Genomic DNA, 15,857 nt, shown 5'->3' with positions numbered 1-15,857 from the left:
CAGGTGGTACGCGGCGGTCCTGCTCCGCCCCTACTTCAGCAGCTGATGGCCGCGGTAGGTGTTGTCAGCCGGGACCGTCAGCTGCCGGGACTGTGTTTCGTTCCCGCGCAGGTCCTTCTCCATCAGGGCGAAGGTAATCACGGAGTGGGCCACGGCGTCGGACATCTGGTCCAGCACCCTGCGGTTGATGTTCTTAATGTCGTCGCACTCGGCGTGATAGCAGGCGTCGTACGCAGCACCCGCAGTTCCGCCGAACAGCGCGGCTTCCTCCGGCGTCTTCAGGCCTTCGGCACCCGTGAACAGCCCGCCGGCCGGGATGTCTATCCCCTCGGCGATGAACCCGCCGTAGTCGGAACGGCCGTCGAACGGGGTGGGTGCCGTGGTCAGGCCCTGGGAAGCGAAGTACTCCTCGAAGACGTGCTCAATGACATCGGATCCGGCGGGTATGGAGGATTCTTCGCCCGGTGGGAGCATGCTGCCGTCGCCGTCGTAAATGAACCGGGCGAAGTTCGGGGATCCCACCATGTCGAAGTTCAGGTTCAGCAGGGTTCCGGCCACCCCGGCTTCACCCAGTTGCGCGACGTAGTGGTTCGAGCCCACCAGCCCGTCTTCCTCCCCGCCCCAGAACGCGAACCGAACCCGGTTTTCCAGGCCGCCCTTTGTCTTGGTCTTGGCCAGTTGGATGGCGGTCTCCAGGGTGGCCGCCGAGCCGCTGCCGTTGTCGTTGATGCCGGGCCCCTCCGGCACCGAATCCATGTGCGCACCCACCACCACGGTGCGGTTCGGGTCACCGCTCCTTGTGTCCGCGAGGATATTGAAGGACTCAGTGGTGCGTACCCCGGATTCAACGGAAAGGTGCAGGACGGCCCCCGGCGTTCCAGCCAGTTCCTCACCCAGGGCAAACGTCGCGGTCACGGCGGGAATGGCCGACAACTCGGTGCCAAGCGTGCCGCTCACTAGACCGGTGCGGTCGTCGTCGGGTACCTCGTTGCCCTGGTTGAAGACGACGGCGGCCGCTGCGCCGGCGGCGGCTGCGTTATCTACCTTGATCTCGAAACTGCATACGCCCCGCTGCAGCAGTGCGATGTTGCCGGCGGTGAAGCCAGCGAAGTCCTCCGGTTCACAGCCGCTGGTGGACGCCCGGTCCCCGAGGAGGTTGATATCCACCGGTGTCACGGCCGCCGTGACGTCCCCGGGCCCGGAGTAGGACATGGTGCTGAAATCCGTCCCCGCCACTAATGTCCGTGCGTCCGGGGACACCTGCTCCAGCGCCTCCGAAGTCAGTTCAAACTGATCATAGGAGAACGGCTGACGCACCGGCTTGTACCCGGCACGGCGCAGCTGCTTCTCGATGTAGCGGCCGGAGGCCTCGTAGCCGGGAGTTCCGGACGCGCGGTTTCCGCCGTTGGCATCCGCGGCCCGCTGCAGTCCGTCCAGATGCCGCATCACATTCTTGAGGGTCACCTTCTGCCGCAGTATCTCGCTGGCATCGGGCTTTCCGTGCCCCTTTCCCGGATGCCCCTTTCCCGGATGCCCCTTCCCGGGATACCCGTTCCCTGATGCCGTGCCGCTGATCTCCTCTTGTCCGCCCGCAGCTTCGTTGCCTGTCGCCGCTGCCGGCGCCTGCCCTGCCGCGGCCAGGAAGACCGCTGCTGCGAGCGCCGTCGTACGCAAAGTTCTGTTCCTGTTCATCGTTCCCCTAGGTGTGAGTCCCCCGTAAGTGCCGGTGATGGTCCGGTGCCGCGTCCCATCGCACGACGGCGGTACCGTGCCGCAGAACGTACGCGACGCACCGGGCCGGAGTAAGGGCAGTGCGGCGCCCGGACCCTATTCAGTACCGATAGCGGGCAGGATCAGCCTTCCCCCTGTTGATTTGCCGTTGGGGCGCATATCCTCGGGGGTTTTTGCCCAGGTGCAGCCCGGCGTCTGGAAGCGGCACCGGATATCTGGTTTTTCACCGGCCCCCCTGCCACGCTGGAAAGGCACGGGCAGAACCGGGCCGCACGTCCCTGTCGAGGTAAGGAGTGCCCCATGGCACGCAACGCGCCCCTTTGGATGACCGGATTCGCGGTACTTGCGCTCACGTTCGCGGGATGCGCCGGCAACCCCGAAGGCGACGGCTACAACGACTCCCCCGTTAGTCCTTCGCGGACTGCCTCCACTTCCGGCGACGCGTCCTGCGCCACCGTTTCCCCCGACGGCCCGGGTGAAGAGAACTGCCAGGCTGCCGGCATCCCGGGGACCACCGCCAACTCCGACCGGTGCGGAAAGTTCACCGCTTCCCCGACGCCGGGCGGCATCATTGAGGGGACGTTCGGCCCCTACTGCGATGACGCCGTCGCGACCACCTACAACGCGGCCCTGATCCCGGACGAATCCGTCGCCATCGTCACCGTCGAGGAGACCGACGCCGACACTACCGTCCGGCTGCAGGCGCAGAGCTTCGCAGCCAATACGACGTACAGCGCCCGGCTGCACACGGACGACTGCGGCGCGGATCCGGCGGATGCCGGCGCAGAGTACCAAACCAGCCAGGGCGGGCTCGTCCTGGACTTCACCACGGACGCCGCCGGCAATGCCTCCGCGAGCACCACGGTGCAGTGGACGCTGCCGGACGACGACGCCGAGTCCCTCCTCGTCCTCGATGCAGGACAGGGCGGGGCTGCCGGGCAGCCGGTGGGCTGCATCAACCTGGTGCCGTAGCCCCGTCCGCCCCCCGGCCCCCGGCGCGGAGTTTCAGGGCAGCTGCGGGGGCAGTTTAGGATGAGGGTTGGCCGGCCGCGGGGTTGCAAGCCCGCGGGATTCCGGCATCACGCCCACCTTACGGAGGACCTATGGCCCTGAACGCATCCACCATCCTGCCCTACGACGTACGCACCGTGACCGACACGTTCGCCAACGAGGGGTTCCTGCGCAGCATGAGCGAGCACGTCGGCGGTTCCCTGGTGTCCGCTTCCGTGGACGGTGACACTGCCGGGGCATTTGTGCTCACCGCGGTGCGGACCATGCCGACCGACCGCCTGCCGGACATGGCCAAGAAGTTCGTCGGTGCCACCCTGACCGTCACCCAGAAGGAGCAGTGGGCCGCCCCTGCCGCCGACGGATCACGGGAAGCCAAGGTGGAACTGTCCGTAGGCGGGGTACCGCTGAAGGTCAACGCCGTGCAGCGCCTGGTCAACACCCCCGAGGGCACCCGCGTCGACGTCGATGGCAAGGTGGCCTCCTCCATTCCGTTCCTCGGCGACAAGATCGCGAAGGCCGCCGAACCCATGATCGGCAAGGCACTGACCATCCAGGCCGGCCAGGCCGGCAAGTGGATCGAAAGCCGGCAGAGCTAACCCATGGTCCTCTCCACTCCCCTGGCACTCGTCCTGGTTATTGCCGGTCTCTGGTCCATCCTGATCTGGCCGTCCTATCTGCGGGACGTGCTGAAGTCCCCGCGGTCCCGGGACGCCAAAGGTGCACCCACCCGGTACATGACCCTGAACCTGATGAAGATCAGCACGGCGATCATCTTCGGCCTGGCCACCCTCGTCATCGGTGCCCGCGGTCTGATCGGTTGAATTTCTCCTCCAGAACGCCCCGGAAGGTTTCCTTCCGGGGCGTTTTGCTGCGTGCCTCGCCTTTCACCACACACCGCCTCCGCAATATGACTAGACTGGTAGACGGTGCGCCGGGAAGTCTGGTCGGCAGTAACTTTGCCGTACCCGAACTCGTTAGGAAATCTTTCATGGCCTCTGAGCCCTCCTCCCCTCAGCCGCACGGTGCACGCACCATCCTTGGCAGGCGCAGCTACGGCGAAACACTTCGCATCGGCGAGATTCTCCGCAAGGAAACCGTGGGCGGGATTTTGCTGCTCATCGCCACCGTCGCCGCACTGATCTGGGCGAATTCCCCGGCTGCCGACACCTACTTCGCTGTGCGCGACTTTGAAATCGGCTACGAGCCGTGGCACCTCAAGCTGAGCATCGGTACGTGGGCCGCGGACGGGCTGCTGGCTATCTTCTTCTTCCTGGTTGGCCTTGAGCTGAAGAAGGAGTTCATTGCCGGGGACCTGCGGGACCTGAGGCAGGCCATTGTTCCCGTTGCAGCCGCCGTGGGCGGTGTTATTGTTCCCGCCCTGGTCTACGTAGCCGTGAATCTGGCTGCCGGGTCCGACGGCCTGCGCGGCTGGGCCATTCCCACGGCCACCGACATTGCCTTCGCGCTGGCTGTCCTGGCCGTCATCAGTTCCCACCTGCCCAGCGCGCTGCGGATCTTCCTGCTGACCCTGGCCGTGGTGGATGACCTGATTGCCATCGCCATCATTGCCTTCTTCTACACCGAAGACGTGCACCCGGCCTACCTGCTGTGGATGCTGCTGCCGCTGGCCGCCTTCACCCTGCTGGTCCAGCGCGTCCCGCGCTTCTTCGGCGCCCGCAGCTGGCCCGCCTGGGTGATCCTGCTGCCGCTCGGCGTCGCCACCTGGGCTCTGATGCATGCCTCCGGCGTTCACGCCACTGTGGCCGGGGTCCTGCTGGGCTTCGCTGTTCCGGTGCTGCGCCGCGGACCGGACCGGCAGAAACTGCCGGCCAACCCGGAAGCTCCCGGCCTCTCGGAAATCTTCGAGCACCGCTTCCGGCCTGTCTCCACCGGCTTTGCGGTCCCCGTGTTCGCCTTCTTTTCCGCCGGCGTCGCCCTCGGCGGCTGGAGCGGGCTGGGCGCGGTGGTCAAGGATCCGGTTGCCATCGGCATTATCCTCGGCCTGGTGGTCGGCAAGCCCATCGGCATCCTGCTCACCACCTGGGCCGTCACCGCCGGCACGCGCGCCAAGCTCGATGCCGATGTCCGGTGGGTGGACCTGACCGGTATCGGTATCCTTGCGGGAATCGGTTTCACCGTGTCCCTTCTCGTCAACGACCTGAGCTTCGACGTCGGAACCCTGCACAACGACGACGCCAAGGTGGGCATCCTCGTTGCCTCCGTCTTCGCTGCACTGCTGGCCTCAGCCCTGCTGACCGCCCGGAACCGGCGCTACCGGCTCATCGAGGCGGAGGACCGCCGTGACGATGACCAGGACGGCATTCCGGACGTGTACCAGGACGGCGAGGGGCGCTAGACTGCCAATCATCGCTCGCAGAAGAACGATGCGCGATAGTATGCGCTGGCCTCTTTAGTCCAGGCGAGGGACTTGAAGTCGAGAAGATCGGTTTCCTGGACGAGCCCTATATTGGGTGCAGCATTTCCGTTCAGGTATGCCGTTGCGTACGAGATACTGAGGGAATTACCCCACCGCAAGCGATCTTCCAGGCCTGGAACATCGATGAGGCGCACGTATTCGCGCGGGCTGACCGTGTAGTACGTTGTGCCCTTCGGATCGCTGATCCGCATGACCACAGACGCCCCGCCGGGCAGGGCAGATACAGGTGTCGGCTGCGATATAACAACGCGTGAGCCGTTCCAGCCGCATCTGACATCACCCTGCAGGGTTGGAAGCGGTGGCCGAACGGTCTTGCCGGAGATCGACACACTTGTCGAGTCGCTCCAATAGGCATATGCGGCAGGTCCGCCCACGCCTAGGATCACCGTCAATACGAACGCCACAGCAGCAGTCTTGAAACCCGGCTGGGCGCGCAGACGGGCGAACCAACCCGGACCCTTCACCGGTTCAGTTTCCGCCTCGGGAGCAGCCCCCAACTGCTTGTCACACATATCTTCTACTCCAGACCCGAAGAACCACGGCCGCGGTGAACGCTACCGACATTGCTATCAGGAGCGTACCGGACAGCGACCGGATAACGGGTTCGACCGTGCTCTGCACCCGGGCATCCAGGATCCGGGGCGCCTCTTCCCGGTCCTGCGTCTCCGTGCCCTGCGGACCCCGGGCTGCGGGATTCTGCGATATCGCTCCGGCAGGAACTGCCAGCGGGCCCGCGGTTGTTGTCCCGCTGCCGGGCACGGCAACCAGCGAACCGGCCGCGGGGGCAGAGGCCGGCTGCGAAGCGCTTCCAGCAGCCGCTCCGCCTTCCCGCACTCCGGACGGGGACTGTCCGTTGCCCGCCCCGTTTCCAGTCCCGCCACCGCTGTTGTCTGTCCCGCCGTCAAGAGCATCGCAGGCGGAACGGGGCGCCAGGCCGGCTTCCGTTGACTCAAGATAGAAGACCAGATCGAACTCGGCGTCACGGTTCTGCGTTGCATTGGGGGCGTCAACGGACATGTCCGCCACGAGCGTCAGCTCAATATCCTGGCCGCTGCCGAGGTCCCAGCTAGCCGGCATGTCCCGGCACGTACCCTGCGGCCCCAGAACAACCCGCTCTGCAGGCCGGGATGTGCCGGAGGCCGCCAGGCCCAGATACCCGTTCAGCTCGGGATCGGATCGAACCATTCGCACAGCTGAACTCAGCCGGGCAGGTTCGTTTGAGTTGTTGCGGATCCACACCGTGGCGGTCTGGCCGCCTCCGGGAATATACCTCGCGGATTCGCTGAACACCGGACCCGAGATGGCGGGCGCGTAGCTCTTGCCGTCCCGGCTGAACTCGAGGTAATCCCCGGAGGCCCAGGCGCCGGGAGCGCCCGCGAGTGTTACGGTGCCAGCCAGCATGAGGACGGCGGTTGCTCCGCCCAGCCGCCGGGGTAGCTTCGTCGGTCTTTTCATCAGACGCCCGCGGGCGTCAGGTACTTCATGGAGTGGCTGTGCCGGCGCACGGGAGTGCTGCAGTCACAGTCGGTGAGGATGGGATCGTCATATTCCAAGGGATCATTGGAGTCCGGGAGCCCGGCATCTGCTGCGCCGCCTGCGTTGTCCCCGTCGCTGTCGTTGTCTCCGTCTTCGGGTCCGTTACCGGGTGTTCCCTCGGAGTTTTCCCCGCGGCGCTTTGCCAGTGCACCTCGCACCAGGGAGATGACACCGTAACCCATGAGGGCGACGGCGCCCCACTGGGCAGCCGCGCCGCGGTCCGAGTTGCCGAGCGCGTTGGCGGCGAAGCCGACAAACGGCACCGCATAGAGGAGCTTGCCGCGTACTTGGAGCTCGCGAACGGGCAGCTCGTCTTCGACGTCGTTGTTGTCACCCTTGGTAATGAACTCGAGTTCGCCGCTCTGCGCCGCGCTGATGGCGGTGATGCGGTGGGTGATCACGGCGGCACTGCCGGACTCGATCTGGTAGGTGATGATGTCGCCTACCCGGAGTTCTTCGAACGGCACGGGCTTGACCACCAGGAAGGTGCCCGGCGCGTACTTGGGGGCCATGGAGCTGGTCAGGACGCTGTAGGTCTGCGAGCCGGAGAGCATCGGGACAACCACGAGCGCGAGGGCAGCCAGCGCCGCGAGGCAGAGGGCGAGGTAGCTCAGGCCGGCAGCAAGGAAGCCCAGGGGGCTGGCTGAGGCTGCTGCGTTCCTGCGACCGCTCATGGTTTCTTCCTATCCTCTGTTACTTAGCCGGCGCTGTCTGCGCGACGTTGAGGGTGATTGTGCTGGCGACGTTCCGCCCCAGGTAGGCGGTGGGAGTGTTGGGGTTGAGTTCCGCCTTCAGGCAGATCTTCTGCGGTGCGCCCTTGGTGAGGACGGGTGCCGGTGAAACTGAGGTGTACTGGTTCGCGGAGAGGAGATCGCAGGCGCTTGAAATAGGTACCGCTGCTGCCGTCACCGTCAAATACCCGGCAAAATCTTTGACCGGACCCAGTCCAACCAGACTTGCCTGGAGGCGAAGGGGAGAACTGTCGGTGACGTTCACTGCGTTTTCAACGGTGATGGACTGGTATCTCGCCTGGCCCTTGGCCACGTCACCCATGTTGACCGCGAGGGGTCCGGGTGTCATCGGGCTCCCGTTGACCAGGATGTTGAAGTCAGCTGCCTGAATGGTGCCGGCGTTCGAGGGAGCCGTGGTATTCCATAATGCGTAGCTTCCCTGAACGGTCATCAGACCGAGCACGACGGCGGCGAGGATCAGGCCTGCTGCCTTCAGCGTGCTCTTCATGATCCGCCTTCGGGGGGAACAGGCTGTGCGCGGAGCCTATGCTTCGCGCACAGCCAGGGGTTGGAACAAGGTGGCGTTAGCCAGTGCTACTAGCCGGCGGCCGGGGTTGCGGCCGGGGTGGCGGTCGGGGTGGCGGTCGGTGCCGGCAGTGCCTGCTGGTCCAGCTTGTAGGAGATGTTCTTGAAGTCAGCCAGGGCGTTGACGCTGCTGCGCAGATCGGTGTCCTGCTTGAAGGTGAACTTGGCGGAGGCGGTGACCTTGCCGGAGTTGGCCGGCGTCAGGACGGCGTTCTGCAGGTTGTTGCCCGAAGCATCCTTGACGACCACGCTGTCGATGGTGACGTTCTGGGCCACGAAGCTGCTGGTGGGGACGTTCTGGATGGAGAGCTTGGCCTGCATCAGATCACCGGTGAGCAACACGTCCATGGTCTGGCTGTAGGTGAGGACATCGCCCGGGACCACCTTGTAGTCAGCAACGGCGTTGGTGGGATCCAGATCCACCACGGTGCCGTAGGCGTTCTTCCAGACACCCGGCTGCGTGGTCAGATTCAGGTCACCGGCTGCGATCTGGCCGGCGTTGGCTGCCTGCGTCTGGTTCCAGACTGCCAGGGTGCCGCCGCCGCCGAGCAGCATTGCCGAGCCGATACCGATTGCCAGTGCGCCTTTTGCCATCTTATTCATTGTGTCCCCTTGCTCCGTGTAACCCGTTCGGCCTGGGGAGATTTTTCTCCTCGCCGCTGGGTATTACTTTGCTGCCCTCCCCTCAAGAAACAACGCCGCCCAAACACAGGGTTCGTGAAACATTCCGGCAAAGCTCAAGCGCCACACAAGGTACCCTCAAAACCAGCGCACCCGGCCGTATCCGGCCTGGAAACCAGCCCTATTTGAAGCCTGAGGACATGAGAACCACCACCGCCCCGTTCCGTATTCTGACCGTCTGCACCGGCAACATCTGCCGTTCCCCCATGGCCGAGCGCCTGCTCCAGTCCGGACTGGACCAGATGGCTCCCGGCGAGTTCGAGGTCACCAGCGCCGGCACCGGGGCGCTGGTGGGCTCGGGCATCGAACCGCACGTGGCCGGCTTCGTGAATATCTTCGGCGGCAGTTCCGCCGGTTTCACCTCCCGGCAGCTCACGTTGGAGGTTCTCCAGGGCCAGGACCTTGTGCTGGCCCTGACCCGCGGCCACCGGAGCAAAATAGTCGAGCTCGCCCCTGGGCTGCTGCGCCGCACCTTCACTCTGCGCGAACTGGCCCGTCTGCTCCCCCTGGTGGACGCCGACCCGGACGCGACGACTGCCGACCGCTGGCAGGCCGCAATGGCCCGTGCCCTGCGGTTGCGCAGCGCCCACCCGGCGGGGCCGGAAGAAGATGACGTGGTGGACCCGTACCGCCGCAGCGACGATGTCTACCAGCAGATGGTCCGCGAGCTTACCCCCGCGGTGGACGCGCTGCTCGCATGGGAGCGCCGCTACCGGTGAACGTAGTCATTCCGGGAACTCAACGACGACGCAGGCTGGCGGGCCTGTTCCTGCTCTATATAGGTGCGCTGGCGCTGATCGCATTCTGGCCCTCCCCGGTAGACGCGGGCTCGGCCGGCACCCTGCAGAAGATCCTCGGTGCCCTGCATGCCCGCGGCGTGCCCGGCTGGGTCAACTACACCCTGGTGGAGTCCGCGGCGAACGTGGTGTTGTTCGTTCCCTTCGGTGTCCTGGCCGCCGCATACCTTGCCGAACGCTATGCCTGGTTCGCCGCGGTCGTCGGCGTTGCCGTTTCCTGCGCTATTGAAACCGGGCAGCATCTGTTCCTGCCTGCCCGGTTTGCCACCGTCCACGACGTCATGGCCAATTCGCTGGGGGCGGCGCTCGGCACGCTTGCGGTCTACGCAATCCGCAGCCGAAAACACGACGGATGAGGGCCGCCAATATTGCCTCGATCTTGAGTGTCACAGGCCAGATTTCCTGAGGTTGGAGTGAGAGCGTAAAGCATCGGCCGGGAGCTTTCGGCTGGCTTCCGCCAGGAACCGAACGCCCCACGGCACCCCACCCCGAAGGATATTTTGTTTATATCTGACTCCCCCGCAGCTTCCGCAGGCAGGGCCACCGAGCCCGCACGCCGGTGCATCAGCCTGACCGCTGAAACAGAATGCCGCAGCCTCGCGCCGCGGGAGCAGCAGGTCATGACGATGCCCCGCGAAGAAACAGACGTGCGGCTGGTCTCCCTGGAGCGGCTCCGGGAGCTGAGCGACCAGGTGGGCACTGAGTCCTGCCGCCAGTTCGTCTCTAATTTCGTCTCCATGTGGGAGAGCCGGTTTACCCGCCTTTGTCAGGCCGTTCAAGGCCGGGACTTCGACGCCGCGATGGACGTGGTCCTGAGTATCAAGATCTCCAGCCACATGGCCGGAGCGGAACGGCTCTCGGCCCTGGGGGCTGCCGCGCAGGACCTGGTGTCACGCCGCGACATACGCGGTCTGGAGGCAATGGTCGCTGCCGTCCGTGCCTGCGGCACGGAAACCATGGCACATCTGAACCAGTCATCCCTGTTCTCCGCCGCCTAGGGCCCGCCGCCTAGACCCGCCGGCCCCGCTGAACCCGCCCCGCCCGTGAGCGCGGTCACGGGAGCGGGCATACCACCGGTATCGTTAGACCCTGTTGTGCTTAGAAGGGGGTCACGCATGTCGCGGTTGTCGCGGTCGACGCTGGGGTTTTTCGGCATTACCTCCCAGTTCCACGAATTGCCGCTGCGTTATCGGACGGCGGTGAGCCAGGCACCCCTGGTCATTGTGGTGGGACTGATCTGCGCCGTTGCCGCCTGGCAGTTGCCGGAGATCTTCCAGCAGCAGGAATTCGTTACGGGCCTGATCACGCTGGCCGTGGTCACCGCAGTATGCATTGCCGTTCCCTGGAACCAGCTCTGGTACCCCTCCTACTGGATCATCCCCCTGCTGGACTTCGTGGCCATCGCCCAGCTCCACCACGGCAGCAACGGGATCCTGACGGGACTGAGCCTCCTGCACGTCTTCCCCGTGTTCTGGATCTCCTGGTCCCGGGTATCCCCTGCGTCGGCGCAGGTGCTGAGCTTTTTCTGCCCGTTGCTGTCCGTCTGGCATCCCTTCATCCTGGGCACCCCCGGCCCAGTCAGCGGTGCGGACCTCACCGCTCCCCTGCTTGTTCCGCTGGTGAGCCTGGGCGTCGCGCTCACCGTATCCGTGCTGCGTGAGGACATCCGTTCGCAGCGTGAAACCATGGAGAACAAGGACCGGCTGCTCGAAGCCGCGCTGGCCGAGAGTAAGCGGCAGTCCCAACGCCTCGACGGCGTGCTCAACGCCATCGACGTCGGGGTCCTCCTGGTGGACGCGGACGGCATTCCCCGGCATATGAACCGCCGCCAGCGGCTGCTGCAGGAGCGGGCGCTGCCCGCCGGAATAACCCGCCCACATGAACGCGATCTGCTCCTTTATACCCTCGACCGCACCACCCTGATGCCCTTCGACGAGCGGCCCGTGGCCCGCGCCCTGCTCGGTTCCGACTTCCAAGACGTACCGCTGTGGCTGGGACCTCCAGGCAACCAGATGGCCGTGAACACTTCCGGGGCGGTACTGCGGAACGACGACGGCGGCTTCAACGGCGCGGTCATCGTTTTCTCCGACGTCACTGCCCTGGTAGGTGCACTGGCCGCGAAGGACGACTTCGTCGCCAGCGTGTCGCATGAGCTGCGGACCCCGCTGACGTCCATCATGGGCTATCTGGACCTCGCCCTGGACGAGGCTGAGGAAACCCAGCTGCAGGGGCCCATCCCCGGATCCCTGCGTGTGGCGCTGCGCAACAGTGAACGGCTGCTGCGGTTGGTGTCGGACCTGCTCACGGCGGCTTCAGGCACCATTCAGCTGGAATACCGGCCCATGTGCCTGGCGGACATCATCACCACCAGCCTCCGCACGGCGGAGCCCCGGGCAGGGGAGGCCGGCGTCGAGCTGGTGAACGATGCTCCGGCCGAGCTGCCCATGCATGCGGACCCGCACCGTATTGCGCAGGTTCTGGATAACCTGCTGTCCAACGCCATCAAGTACTCGCCCGACGGAGGGACGGTCACCGTGAGCGCCTGGCGCGACGCGGACCGCGCGGTCTTCCGTGTGGCCGACACCGGCATGGGCATGTCCGCCGAGGACGTGGATGCGGTGTTCGAGAAGTTCTTCCGCACCGGCACGGTACGGCAGGCGGGTATCCCCGGCGTCGGGCTGGGCATGGCCATCAGCAAGGATATTGCCGAGGCGCACGGTGGCAGTATCCGGGTGGAGAGCACTCTGGGCCAGGGCACCAGTTTCACAGTGGAGCTGCCCTCCGGCGTGTAGCCCGCCGGCCGGCGGCCCCGGGTCAGAGACGCGGGGCCGTCGGATTAGTTCTGGGGTGGCAGCCGGTAGCCAGCGCCGCGGGACGCAACCCGCCGAGGCTCCACCGACGGCGTGGACACTATGAGTATCGGCCGGTTCCTCACCGATGTGGGCGAAGGCACCGTCGGGTTCCACGATGCCGTCGGGCACGCCTCGCGCACGCACTCGGTCGGCATCCGATAGACCACCGCGCCCCGCGCAGGCTTTCCTCCTCAGTCAATATCGATTATCTAACTGTGCGCGCTACACTGTCATCATTCTCTGAACGTACAGACACGGACCCACCCCGCATACATAGAGTGGCCGCCCAGTCCCCGAAGGGCTCCATGGCGAAAAAGAAGCGCCGCATCGGATTCGGTGCTGGCGAGGAAGGGATGCTTAACCGCGATAGCCCACATCTCCGCATGGAGCCGGGCCCCCTTGAAACCCATGCAGGCTTCCTTCTCGCGCAGCACGGACCAGTCCTGACCCAGGATTATGCAGGCGAGGCGTTCCGACACCCCGAATTTCTCCGCCGCCATGGGCACAGCAAAGCGACGCGGGCTTCACGGCTCAGAGTTTTCCCTCGGCCACCCAGTTGATGATCTCGATGGCCAGTTCCTTCTCCGCCACGCCACAGTTTTTGGCCAGACGTTCTCCTTTTCCAGCCCCTTGGTCCGCTTAGATACCTCTGCGCTCTGCTCGAACCCGAACCGAATCAGCCACCGGCACCAAGCTGCATCGGTGACCTGGAGTTCTTCGATGACTTCAATCAGCCGCGTGAGAAGCCACACGAAACAGAGTTCGAAAAAGTCCCCCGATTCCGCACCAAATTATAGGTGTACCGGCGGCCGACAAACCCGCAAGTAAGCGCACGGCTCACCGCGAGGAGTACTAAATAGCTGTTGTCTCCTACCTAACGCGATTAAACCCGGCGGCCATACGGGGCGGACTGAAAGCCCACCGTACTGGGGGCCGGTCGCGAAACCCGCTCAATACGAATCCTGTGATTGATCCGACCGCCAATAGAACGGGAATTCTCACTCCGTAAGCAGTAGTACCCAACGCTTCCAATGCGACGAGTGCGACCGTCATGGCAGCGAAGTGTGAAAAATAGAAGTAAATGGAGTGCTTCCCTATGTAACGCAGTATCGTCTGGCAAGCCGCATTCTCCACCTTCTGGGCGCCCGCAATGATTGCCAATATACCAGCAAGATTCGCGGGCGCAAACCATGCGTTGTGTTCGGTCCCGTAAGTGGCCGACATGAACCCAAGAAGGAGAGCGACCATTGCTGACACTCCAATGGCCAGCCTGGACTTCAGCATTCGATTGAATATATTGGGGTGGCGCGTAACTGCATTCCCCATAAAGAAGAATACAGCAAAGTAGAATAGCATCTGCACCACTCCCCCCGGAAGCACCAAGGCAACCAATAGAGAGAGTGCAGGAATCACTAGTACGGGCAAATTCCTAAAGGCTGGAGCAACTAGGTAATAGAACGTAATAAAAAAAATGAACCATAAATGTCCCGTAGCGATCCACGCGCGTGGATCCCACAGGCTGCCGGAATCTGGGTACTGGAGAATATATATCAGACTCCACACCAGATAAGGCCAAACGAGCCTTTGAAATTTGCCGAGATAATAACTCTTGGTCGACTTGCCAAAGGACCTAGCAAGTAACGTGCCGGAGAGGAACATGAGAAGTGGCATGCGAAACGGGAGCACACTATTGTTGATCGATTCGATCCACGTTGGTAGGGAATACCCATGTACAGTTGGGATAGAGACTGCATGCCAAATCAGGACGAAAACTATGGCTAATCCTCTGAGGGAGTCCATCCAATCGATTCGCTTCCGCATCTCCGTTCGGGGCATCTCATCGTTGGACATTAACCGATTATATGCCCACCTGTTCGGGCACGATTCCTCCACGAAGACGGGCACGAGCTCCCGCCACCGGAACTGACTTCTGGCGCCCGGCAAAATCCGGCAGCGGCACGACCAACGAAGCCGTTTACAAAGCAGATATGAGTCCTACCTACCTCGACCTGCGAACACATCAGGCCAGATGAGCAGAAAGTTACCAGCGTCCGGATAAAGTCTGAATCCGTGACATCCGCCTCGCCGCCCATAGGAAAGTTTTGGAGGTCGAGGACCAGCGCGCGATCGCCAGCGCACTTCCCATCGGGGTCACCTCGCTGGGCCAATCTCCGCCTCTTCACCCCTTCTTTACGGGGCCCTACCCCAAAGCCCGGATTTCAAGGGTTACGCTCGAATCCTAGTGGAAATCGTCGGCAAACAGTTCTAACCATAGAGACATCCCCGACCAGCCTGGTCTTTGCAGAATAGGCCTGATTCGGGCAGGGAAGACCGATCCGCGGGGACCATTATCTATTCTTCTTCGCAACCCGTCCGTATCAAATCTGGGGTGCCAGCCGGTAGCCGACGCCGCGGACGGTTTCGAGCCAGCGTGGCGCCTTCGAATCGTCACCGAGCTTGCGGCGCAGGTTGCCTACGTGCACTTCCACGGTCCGTTCATCCGCGTCGCTGATAAAGGATCCTGTGTCGTACTCCTCGCCCCGCAGCCGCCGGACCAGGTCGGTCTTGGTCCGGACCAGCCGGCCGCCTTCCAACAGGGCCTGCAGGAGGTCAAACTCCGTGCGGGTCAGCTCAACGTTCGTGCCTTCAATCTCCGTGGTCCGGGTGCCCGGGTTCAGGGTCAGACCGTTGTGCGCCAGCGCGCCCGGGATTACCTCGGAGACGGGAGCGGCAACGCGTGCGGGTGCCTGTCCCGTGAGGGGCGCTCCCGGCCCGTCCTGCGGAGAGGAAGAGGTACCGGCGTCCGGTGTTTCGGCAGCGGGTGCCTCGCCGCGGGGCCGGCGCAGCATGGCGGAGATCCGGGCGCGCAGTTCCCGGGGACGGAAGGGTTTGGTGACGTAGTCATCCGCCCCGGCTTCAAGTCCCATCAGGGTGTCGAGTTCCTCCGCGCGGGCCGTGAGCATCACGATGTACGCATCGCTGAACTGCCGCAACTGCCGGATGACCTCAAAACCGTCAATGTCCGGCAGACCGAGGTCCAGGGTAACCACCGTGGGATTGTGCTGCCGTACGGCTTCAACACCGTCTGAGCCGTTGGGAGCTGTAAAAACTTCAAAACCGGACTGCTGAAGCACCGCGTAAAGAAGGTCGCGGATATCGGCGTCGTCTTCGATGATGACGGCTACGCGTTGAATTTCCATGTTCTATTTTTCCTGTTCCTGCGAGACCTTCTGATTCCCCGCACCCCTTGCTCAGTATTCTACAGGAGGGGCCCTATAATCTGAGCTACCGCTACAGGATTCCGGGGGTTTCCTTTTTCATGTCCAGTCTCAAAGACCGTGTGGCAACCCTTACGGGCATCACCTCTTCTTTCAATCAGCTAAGTCTGCGGTACCGGCTGCTGGTGAGCCAGCTTCCGCTTGTGCTTGCTGTTGTCGTGGCGCTCCTGATTACCGCTGTGGTTGCCCCGGAACTCTATGGAAGCGCCGGCTTCCGG

Annotated in this window: 16 protein-coding genes and 1 pseudogene; 8 read left to right on the top strand and 9 right to left on the bottom strand. The window is 63.9% G+C overall.

What is annotated here, in order from left to right; all coding sequences use genetic code 11:
- Positions 1-30: 30 nt before the first annotated feature.
- A complete protein-coding gene (locus NNX37_RS14000; protein ID WP_255793333.1) occupies positions 31-1,674 on the bottom strand; it encodes a M28 family peptidase in 1,644 nt (547 codons plus the stop codon).
- A 357-nt stretch (positions 1,675-2,031) separates the two neighbouring features.
- On the opposite strand from NNX37_RS14000, the gene NNX37_RS13995 reads away from it, so the two are divergent.
- From NNX37_RS13995 to nhaA, 4 genes are all read left to right on the top strand, one after another.
- Positions 2,032-2,703 carry a hypothetical protein gene (locus NNX37_RS13995; RefSeq protein WP_255793332.1) on the top strand — a complete coding sequence of 224 codons (672 nt, stop codon included), beginning with the start codon at positions 2,032-2,034 and terminating at the stop codon, positions 2,701-2,703.
- 131 nt (positions 2,704-2,834) lie between these two features.
- A complete protein-coding gene (locus NNX37_RS13990) occupies positions 2,835-3,338 on the top strand; it encodes a DUF2505 domain-containing protein (RefSeq protein WP_255793331.1) in 504 nt (167 codons plus the stop codon).
- A gap of 3 nt (positions 3,339-3,341) precedes the next feature.
- Complete coding sequence (locus NNX37_RS13985) at positions 3,342-3,563, top strand: SCO4848 family membrane protein (RefSeq protein WP_255793330.1); 222 nt, start codon at positions 3,342-3,344, stop codon at positions 3,561-3,563.
- Between the two features lie 167 nt (positions 3,564-3,730).
- Positions 3,731-5,098 (top strand): Na+/H+ antiporter NhaA, encoded by a 1,368-nt coding sequence (gene nhaA / locus NNX37_RS13980; protein WP_255793329.1) that lies wholly within the window; start codon positions 3,731-3,733, stop codon positions 5,096-5,098.
- 8 nt (positions 5,099-5,106) lie between these two features.
- Here nhaA and NNX37_RS13975 read toward each other — a convergent pair whose 3' ends face one another.
- The 5 genes from NNX37_RS13975 to NNX37_RS13955 all read right to left on the bottom strand — a co-directional run bounded on the left by NNX37_RS13975 (position 5,107) and on the right by NNX37_RS13955 (position 8,625).
- Entirely contained in the window at positions 5,107-5,691 is a 585-nt protein-coding gene (locus NNX37_RS13975; protein WP_255793328.1) for a hypothetical protein, read from the bottom strand.
- A complete protein-coding gene (locus tag NNX37_RS13970; protein WP_255793327.1) occupies positions 5,684-6,634 on the bottom strand; it encodes a hypothetical protein in 951 nt (316 codons plus the stop codon). Before NNX37_RS13970 ends, NNX37_RS13975 begins: the two co-directional genes overlap by 8 nt.
- A complete protein-coding gene (locus NNX37_RS13965) occupies positions 6,634-7,389 on the bottom strand; it encodes a signal peptidase I (RefSeq protein ID WP_255793326.1) in 756 nt (251 codons plus the stop codon). The genes NNX37_RS13970 and NNX37_RS13965 overlap by 1 nt, the downstream gene beginning before the upstream one ends.
- 19 nt (positions 7,390-7,408) lie before the next feature.
- Positions 7,409-7,954 carry a hypothetical protein gene (locus tag NNX37_RS13960; RefSeq protein ID WP_255793325.1) on the bottom strand — a complete coding sequence of 182 codons (546 nt, stop codon included), beginning with the start codon at positions 7,952-7,954 and terminating at the stop codon, positions 7,409-7,411.
- An 89-nt stretch (positions 7,955-8,043) separates the two neighbouring features.
- A complete protein-coding gene (locus NNX37_RS13955; RefSeq protein WP_255793324.1) occupies positions 8,044-8,625 on the bottom strand; it encodes an alternate-type signal peptide domain-containing protein in 582 nt (193 codons plus the stop codon).
- 227 nt (positions 8,626-8,852) lie between these two features.
- On the opposite strand from NNX37_RS13955, the gene NNX37_RS13950 reads away from it, so the two are divergent.
- The 4 genes from NNX37_RS13950 (at position 8,853) to NNX37_RS13935 (ending at position 12,301) form a co-directional block, all read left to right on the top strand.
- Entirely contained in the window at positions 8,853-9,431 is a 579-nt protein-coding gene (locus NNX37_RS13950) for an arsenate reductase/protein-tyrosine-phosphatase family protein (RefSeq protein WP_255793323.1), read from the top strand.
- On the top strand, positions 9,428-9,865 hold the full coding sequence (locus NNX37_RS13945) for a VanZ family protein (RefSeq protein WP_255793322.1): 438 nt from the start codon (positions 9,428-9,430) through the stop codon (positions 9,863-9,865). The genes NNX37_RS13950 and NNX37_RS13945 overlap by 4 nt, the downstream gene beginning before the upstream one ends.
- A gap of 264 nt (positions 9,866-10,129) precedes the next feature.
- Positions 10,130-10,507: an Hpt domain-containing protein gene (locus NNX37_RS13940; RefSeq protein ID WP_255793321.1), complete on the top strand. Its 378-nt coding sequence runs from the start codon at positions 10,130-10,132 to the stop codon at positions 10,505-10,507.
- Positions 10,508-10,624: 117 nt separating this feature from the next.
- Positions 10,625-12,301 carry a sensor histidine kinase gene (locus NNX37_RS13935; protein WP_255793320.1) on the top strand — a complete coding sequence of 559 codons (1,677 nt, stop codon included), beginning with the start codon at positions 10,625-10,627 and terminating at the stop codon, positions 12,299-12,301.
- Between the two features lie 410 nt (positions 12,302-12,711).
- Here the strand turns inward: NNX37_RS13935 and NNX37_RS16640 are convergent.
- From NNX37_RS16640 to NNX37_RS13925, 3 genes and pseudogenes are all read right to left on the bottom strand, one after another.
- Positions 12,712-13,095: pseudogene (locus NNX37_RS16640) on the bottom strand (IS3 family transposase); the annotation flags it as partial.
- Between the two features lie 136 nt (positions 13,096-13,231).
- Positions 13,232-14,212, bottom strand: a complete 981-nt coding sequence (locus NNX37_RS13930; protein WP_255793319.1) for an acyltransferase family protein — start codon at positions 14,210-14,212, stop codon at positions 13,232-13,234.
- Between the two features lie 527 nt (positions 14,213-14,739).
- On the bottom strand, positions 14,740-15,561 hold the full coding sequence (locus NNX37_RS13925; protein WP_255793318.1) for a response regulator transcription factor: 822 nt from the start codon (positions 15,559-15,561) through the stop codon (positions 14,740-14,742).
- Positions 15,562-15,857 lie beyond the last annotated feature (296 nt).

The organism is Arthrobacter zhaoxinii (assembly GCF_024385505.1).
In the GTDB taxonomy this organism is placed as follows: Bacteria; Actinomycetota; Actinomycetes; order Actinomycetales; family Micrococcaceae; genus Arthrobacter_B; species Arthrobacter_B zhaoxinii.
The sequence above is the reverse complement of the archived record's forward strand: the minus strand, read 5'-3'. Positions and strand labels throughout refer to the sequence as shown.